General features: G+C 45.5%; 9 protein-coding genes. All 9 read left to right on the top strand.

What is annotated here, in order from left to right; translation table 11 throughout:
• Positions 1-124: 124 nt before the first annotated feature.
• A complete protein-coding gene (locus tag D6D85_RS13365) occupies positions 125-433 on the top strand; it encodes a hypothetical protein (protein ID WP_125672535.1) in 309 nt (102 codons plus the stop codon).
• Positions 418-771, top strand: a complete 354-nt coding sequence (locus D6D85_RS13360) for a winged helix-turn-helix domain-containing protein (protein ID WP_125672534.1) — start codon at positions 418-420, stop codon at positions 769-771. Before D6D85_RS13365 ends, D6D85_RS13360 begins: the two co-directional genes overlap by 16 nt.
• A complete protein-coding gene (locus D6D85_RS13355) occupies positions 768-2,459 on the top strand; it encodes a hypothetical protein (RefSeq protein ID WP_125672533.1) in 1,692 nt (563 codons plus the stop codon). The genes D6D85_RS13360 and D6D85_RS13355 overlap by 4 nt, the downstream gene beginning before the upstream one ends.
• Positions 2,460-2,584: 125 nt before the next feature.
• On the top strand, positions 2,585-2,983 hold the full coding sequence (locus D6D85_RS13350; RefSeq protein ID WP_125672532.1) for a hypothetical protein: 399 nt from the start codon (positions 2,585-2,587) through the stop codon (positions 2,981-2,983).
• 207 nt (positions 2,984-3,190) lie between these two features.
• Positions 3,191-4,363 (top strand): prealbumin-like fold domain-containing protein, encoded by a 1,173-nt coding sequence (locus D6D85_RS13345; protein ID WP_125672531.1) that lies wholly within the window; start codon positions 3,191-3,193, stop codon positions 4,361-4,363.
• A gap of 16 nt (positions 4,364-4,379) precedes the next feature.
• The gene (locus D6D85_RS13340; RefSeq protein WP_125672530.1) at positions 4,380-5,297 is read left to right on the top strand and encodes a hypothetical protein; all 918 of its coding nucleotides are present in this window, start codon (positions 4,380-4,382) and stop codon (positions 5,295-5,297) included.
• 1 nt (position 5,298) lies between these two features.
• Positions 5,299-5,460, top strand: coding sequence for a hypothetical protein (locus D6D85_RS16505; RefSeq protein ID WP_161969885.1), 162 nt, complete (start codon positions 5,299-5,301; stop codon positions 5,458-5,460).
• A 114-nt stretch (positions 5,461-5,574) separates the two neighbouring features.
• A complete protein-coding gene (locus D6D85_RS13335; RefSeq protein ID WP_125672529.1) occupies positions 5,575-5,790 on the top strand; it encodes a hypothetical protein in 216 nt (71 codons plus the stop codon).
• Positions 5,791-5,836: 46 nt separating this feature from the next.
• Positions 5,837-6,666: DUF2304 domain-containing protein (locus D6D85_RS13330; RefSeq protein ID WP_133308325.1), on the top strand; the 830-nt coding region annotated here is incomplete at its 3' end.

Below are 6,666 nucleotides of genomic sequence, written 5' to 3'. Positions count from 1 at the left end.
CAGATGCGTGTTCTTTCTAAGATACTTAAGGAGAGGCCTTCTGTTCTTAAAGAAGCATCGGAGAAAGTTACAGAGATAAACTTGGCTGATTTCGTGAGGAAACACAGAAAGGAGGAAGGGGAAAATGCCTAATGCCACAGTAGCAACGAATCAGACAGTCCAGCAGCTCGCTGAGGAAACGTTGAAGAATGCCGTTGCCTTCATAAAAAGCCTGAATTCTCTGATAAAAGCTGTATTTATCCCTCTCTTTGTAAGGATAGGAGTTCAGGCATGGATTGCAAGCTGGATTATCGATATCGCTGTCTTTCTTCTGTTTATATGGATGATAAGGAGCACAACAGGCAAGGTTAAGCTTCTCCTGATTCTGTTGCTGATCTGGTTTGCAGCTGGGATTTTCTGGGGGGCTGAAGGGTTCAAATGGAGCAAGCCATAGTTATAGCAGTTATTCTGGCTTTCCTCTCCGTTCTGTTGCCTTCTCCCCTCAACGTAATTTCCATTGCCTTCTCAATTTTCCTCCTGTTTATCAGGGAGATAAGGCTCAGAAGAGATATAAACAGCTTAAAGAGCATGATTGATAGGGAGATTCTGGATCCCCTTGCTGTTTTAGACGATATTACAGTGAGGGGGTATGCGGATCAGAGGGAGATAAGCTGGAAAAAAGCCAAAAAGGATTTAGATTTTTTAGTTGAGAAGGGCATATTAAAAAAGAATGGAGATAAATATATATTAACCGAGGACGGAAAGAAAATATTGGGGCTGGTGGGAAAATGAGTTACGTTGATGAGATTTTATCCAGAACCACCTCATGCATAGGGTTTATAGGGCATAGAGGGGCTTCCAAGACATGGACAGCCCAGTTTGTGCTTGAGATGCTTGCAGAAAAGGGATGGCATCCCCTGATAATTGACGTAAAGGGGGAGGACGAGACTTTACACATCCCAGCCAAGGGATTTCAGGTAGAAATGCTGAAAGCAGAAGGACTGGAGCCAAGGGGATGGAAAACTGTTTATTACACGTTCTGCTTTCCTTTAGCTATGGAGACAATCCCAGCACACTTTCAGCTGGCTCCTTTATCCGTGAAGATGCTTTCCTTCGGCCACTTCAGGTCTTTAGGTGGATTTCTGAGTCCAGGGGAAGTTAGGGAGCTTTATGATGCTTATTTAAGTGCTGGAGGCCCAGAGGCAAAGCTTGCTGACATTTTAGTGCATCTGCTTTCCCAGAACAAGAAGAAACCTTCTTCCAGGATTGTTTCCCTGCTTACATCAGGATTCCTTTCGGACTGGTCTGTTTTAGAGCCTGAGCGTTTTCTGGATATAATGGAGAGAAATGAGTTTACTGTGCTTTCAAATGCCTATTTTGCCCCTTCAGCAAGGGATTTAGGTAGATTTGCCCTTTCCGTTGTTCTTGACAACTTAATGTCCCACTTAACGCAGACAATAGAGACAAGCAGGATAATTGTGCATTTCAGAGAGTTAAGAGAAGTTGCCCCAAGAGTCGGAGCCATAGGATCCCAGTGGCATCTGGAGAAGAGGATAGAGGACTTTATCACGTTCCTCAGGCAGACAAAAACAGCACTAAGCAGAGTTTCCTTTGAGGCCCAGAGCATCAGGCTGGTTCCGAAAGTTTTGCTGGAGAATACTCAAGTGCTGTTTATCCATCCCATAAACCTGAAGGAGGAGGCCCAGAGAAAGGAGGTAGAGAAGTATTTCAACGTTCCTGACAGGATAATTCATGTTATAACTCCCATGACTGACATTGTTCCTGGGAAATGGGTTTTCCTGACGAAAAATGGAGACGCTGAATTGCTCACAAGCCCTCCGCCAAGAAGCTGGAGGATCCCTGAGCCCGAGAATGAGGAAGAGGCAAGGGAGATAAGGGCTCTATACCATAGACTCATTCCAAGGAGGACTCTGGATGAGGAACTGAGAAAGGCTAGGGCTGAATATGAGAAGTGGATGAGCAAAAAGATAGAGGAGGAGAGGGAAACAGGAAGATATAAGATAAAGGGCAAAGTTGAGGAGAGGCCTCCATCCCCCGAAACGTTGATTTACAGAGAAATACCAAAACACCTTGGAGTTTTCGTCATGGCTGTTTATAAGGCCATTCAAGGGGATGGAGCGGAGAAAAGAACCTTTTTGAGGGACGATCTCTCCGAAATGCTGTTTAACCTGTTTAAGGATATGTTTCCAGAGGAAAATGGGGGAGAAATCAAGAAAAAAGTGAGGGATCTCATGGCAAAAGAGAACCTCTGCCCCTCAGATGTGCTCCAGAAGATCTTCTGGAACAGGAAACCTGTTCTTCAGCTCAAGATAATGGGATTCAGGTTCTGGAAGGATCCCACATCAGGAAAGCTTGGATTTGACGTTGATTGCAATGCCTTCAGAAAGCACATGGAGCACCATGGAAAGGCATGGAGCTCTGTTCTTGGGAGAGTAAAAGCCGAATACATGGGGAAGTGAGAAAGTGCCCTTTTCCGCCTGCGGTCTTTCTCTCTTTCTGTTTTCTCTCTTTTTTCCCCTATTCTCTCTCATCTGATCCGGCTCGCATTTTTGAGGCTTTGGATGTGACAGAGAGGGCGTGAAGCTTGAGCCAAGAGGAGAGGAAGAAGAGGTTCTCAGGGTTATATTCCTATAATATTTTATCCGGTTTGGAAATGGAAGTGAATGTAAAACGTATTCTTGAAACATCATTGTGGAGAATAGATTCGGGATTCAGGGTTTACGGGCCTTTTGTCGGCCCATATGATCTGGAAATCAGGCTGAACGACAAAGTGGCCTATGTAGAGGTCAAAAGCTCCCTTTTTCCAGATAGTTTAACGAACCACGTTAAAAGGGCATTCAAGAGAGATCATCCTGAGCCCTTCTTTGTAATCGGAGTTTTGAAGCTTCAGGGAAGGATATATCTCTATCCTGATATGAACACAAGAATGAAATTCGATGATAAAAATCTACGTAAGCTGATAACTAAGATCTTTTTCGTTTAATTTTTTGAAAAAAGAACGATTTCAGCACACTCGTATTTCATTTTTAACCATCTGACCGAAAGGACGATACCAATACAAATGAAATGATTACGTTTCAGCAATTTATTTTTTGCTATCTGACCAAAAGGAAGAGGCAAACTTTTTATTTTCAGGAGGGATATTTCATTAGCCTGAGTTTCCCATTTTGGGAAACTCAGGTGACTAAGTATGGCGAAGAACACAAGATATCTGGGCCTTGTGGCCCTGCTCCTAGTCGGGATGGGACTTCTTGTAAAGCCTGTCTTTGCACAGCAATCAATAGGGCCAATACCTACCTCTGTACAAGAAGCGCAGGACGCATTTAGCGGATTCGGCACAGCTGCTTGGATAGTGACCTTCGCCCTCTTCCTCATTGTATTCTATGTAGTCACGTATAAAATAATTGCAAAGAAGAGAAGGACACCAACAACAGGACAGGTGATAGCCGGAATAGTAATAGCATTAATAGCAGTGCTTGTTTTTGCCCCAACTCTCGTGGGATGGCTTGGATTAAAGGGAACTGTGATAACTGGGCCTTCTACGGCATGCTCCCTCAAAGGGCCGATACAGATAAGGCTGATTGACGCAAACACAGGTGCTCCTGTTACATCGGGCAAAGTGTATTTGTTCTCGCAGTCCTATGACCTATACAAGGCGATAGATGACGATGCCTACGGCAAGATAACAAACGTTCCCGTGAGGCAGCCAGATTCAAACGGCTATGTTGTGTTCGATAACCTTCCAGCAGGCACATACCAGCTTGTATATCTGCCAGCATCTTACGCCACTGGCTCTTATGAGCCAACAGCAAAGGCAATAACCGTTTACTGCAACTACAAGCCAAACTCCGACTATCTTGTTACGGATGTATCGGCAATAGAGCTTAAGGTGATGACAGCAGTGAACTTCGTGAACGAAGTTGGAACAGCAGTTACAGCATACACATACAAGCCTTCTTCATATCCCTCCCAGCTATCAGGCTTCACTGTATGGCTTAAGCCATCAGCAACAACGGGAGAAGTGGCTCCATTCTACATATACGTGAACTACGATCCCTCTGTATTTGCTGCACAGTTCAAGGTCAATGGCCAGTCAATAGCTGCAACAAAGGTTTCAGATCTGGATGGATCAGACCCAGTAAGGCTGAATGCCCCAGCAGGATACAGCTACGTGCTTAAGATGGAGGTCAAAGGGCTAAGTGGAGATAACAAATGGCCTGTTGAGCTCTCAGGAACCCTGCAGGGTAACACGACTCTGTCGATGCAGATTGTGTATTTAGCTGGAGCGGAGAGAGGAGACTTCGCTGGGCCTACCTTCACGTTCACAGTGAACAACAAGGCAGCTTCTCAGGGCTGGAGCTGATCCAACAGGTGATACAATGCCCGCAGCATCAGGCAGGAGGACTCACATATCACTGCAGATCGATGCTGGCTATGCCTTTCTCGGCTTTCTAGCACTTTTACTCATTATTTTCGGCATTATTTACCCTCTGTATGGCCACTGGAGCTATAAGGCTGGGACACAGTCAACAGTGCTCTTTGGCTTCTCGGATGGCTCTGTGAAGGAAATAGATCCTGTAACTCCAGTGCAGGCACTGGTAAACGACCAGAACAGGCAGTTTGTCTACGTCCAGCTCAAGACACAGCTCTCTGGTGACTACAGCAAACCGTTTAAGGTTCAGTACAGGGTTTTGGCCAGAACTTCCTCGGATCCCTCAGGTGTGTTCAATTACCAGTCCCAGTGGCTTGATTCCTTCACCTTCCAGAGCATGCAGGACTGGCAAAACTGGGCAAACGTTCCTGGACAGAGGGGGTTATACACAACAAATTACATGGGCTATAAGGGCTCATCAAAATACGTTATGATTCTGCCTATGTCCTCAGGCTTCTACGACAAGTGCTATCTGCTGCAGGATCCTCAGGGAGATGTAAATGGACATTACACACAGGTGAACTGCTGGTATGTTGAAGATTGGTTGAGGCAGAAATACTCCGATGGCACCGTAGTGGAGCTGGATTTCCAGGTAAGAGTTGTTGATTCAAACGGAAATGTCATTGCTGGGCCTGTGGATGCATCTCCACGCTTCTCCGTAAAATTGGCTCCTGCAGGATCAACAACCGGTACTCTGTCCATAGTTTCGGTGGGAACCGCTTACGGCACCCTGATGATGGTTCCCACACAGTCTGCAGTTGCATCGGGAGTTACCATAATCAACTGGACTTACATAGGCATTCTTCTCTGCGTTCTTGGGATAATCTACCTTGCTGTGTTCAGGAAGAAGAGAAGGAGGCGATAAAATGGCAAGAAGGAGGAGAGGAGCAAGGAGAAGAAGCTCAGGAGGAGGGAAGGTAGCTTCCAAAACGATAAGGCTTGGAGGGAAACTGCACCACCTCACAATTTACAGGAGAAGGGAAGGCAGAGGCATGGTTGCAAACGTAACAAGGAGGAAAAGGCGATAAAAATGAAGAAAAGGAGATCGGCAAGAACGAGGGCAAGAAAGAGATACTTGAGAAAAAGAGCAAGGAGAAGAGCCTACAGTAAAAGAAAAGCTAAACTCAGAAGGTGAAAAGAGAATGCCTAGAAAAACCAGAAAAAACAACAGGTGGATCCAGAAGGCTATCACAAAGCCAGGAGCGTTAAGAAGCTATGTCAAGAGAAAATACGGGAAAAAGGGCTTCACGGAAAAGGGGACGATAAAGAAGTCTTTGCTGCAAAAGCTGGCAAAAAGGAAGGACACAATAGGAAAAAGGGCAAGATTAGCTTTGACCCTCCACAGGGTGAGAAAATGACCATCCCCTTCCTTTCTTTTTTGTTTTCTTAAAGGAGGTGATTTAGATGGACTGGGTTCAAATAATTCTGGCTTTGGTTGGCGTGATCCTTATCCTGATGGGCTTATTCTCAAGAAGAAAGAACTGGTTTGCCTTTCTGATGGGAGTTGCGATAATCATAGCTGTGTTTACAGCATGGCCTTTCCTGAAGCATCTGTTCTCCGGCTTGATGGGAACAGTAACGGGAGGCTCGACATGGAGCGTTTACGCCGTCATCCACTACACTGATGGCACAAAGCAGACAATTCCAAATGTGAATCCCCAGCTTTTCGTGACGATGGACAAGACAAAGTGCATAAAGGACATAGAATGGCATATAACCAAGCCCGCATTTTCCCCTGGTGCCGTAACAGCAAAGCTGTGGCTCTACTGGGACGGATACAGAATTTTCGGAAAGGATTTCCTCGGAAAAACGATCTGGGAAAAGACAGTTACGGTGAATTTCAAGAACGGGACTGATGCCATTGCCTATGTCATGCCGTATTCAGAGCTGAGGGATGCGGTTCAGAACAACGTGATAGTGCTCCAGATTCCCTTCATAAACCAGTGGGACGAGATGTCGATGAACATGGGTGCTGATATAACTGCTGGCGATCAGACGGTAAAGCTCAACTACGAGCATGTTTTCAACATATACGTTAGCACAAATGATAACATAATCAAGTGCACTGGAGGAGGGGAACAGGGGCCAGGGATCAAAATAGTTTCAGTTGAAGTGGAATATGGCACACAGGCCATAATGCCTCAGGCAATAGATCCGAACAACGTTGAATCAGGAGCAACACTATCAACAGCCTTCGTTGGCATGATTGCCTCAATAATCTCCGCAGTTGCTGG

The organism is Candidatus Methanodesulfokora washburnensis (assembly GCF_003947435.1).
Classification (GTDB): Archaea; Korarchaeota; Korarchaeia; order Korarchaeales; family Korarchaeaceae; genus Methanodesulfokora; species Methanodesulfokora washburnensis.
The sequence above is the reverse complement of the archived record's forward strand: the minus strand, read 5'-3'. Positions and strand labels throughout refer to the sequence as shown.

What these genes read in the sequence shown, in the direction of transcription:
- D6D85_RS13365 (WP_125672535.1), top strand. Translation starts at nt 125, where the DNA reads ATGCCTAATGCCACAGTAGCAACGAATCAGACAGTCCAGCAGCTCGCT.
- D6D85_RS13360 (WP_125672534.1), top strand. Translation starts at nt 418, where the DNA reads ATGGAGCAAGCCATAGTTATAGCAGTTATTCTGGCTTTCCTCTCCGTT.
- D6D85_RS13355 (WP_125672533.1), top strand. Translation starts at nt 768, where the DNA reads ATGAGTTACGTTGATGAGATTTTATCCAGAACCACCTCATGCATAGGG.
- D6D85_RS13345 (WP_125672531.1), top strand. Translation starts at nt 3,191, where the DNA reads ATGGCGAAGAACACAAGATATCTGGGCCTTGTGGCCCTGCTCCTAGTC.
- D6D85_RS13340 (WP_125672530.1), top strand. Translation starts at nt 4,380, where the DNA reads ATGCCCGCAGCATCAGGCAGGAGGACTCACATATCACTGCAGATCGAT.
- D6D85_RS16505 (WP_161969885.1), top strand. Translation starts at nt 5,299, where the DNA reads ATGGCAAGAAGGAGGAGAGGAGCAAGGAGAAGAAGCTCAGGAGGAGGG.
- D6D85_RS13335 (WP_125672529.1), top strand. Translation starts at nt 5,575, where the DNA reads ATGCCTAGAAAAACCAGAAAAAACAACAGGTGGATCCAGAAGGCTATC.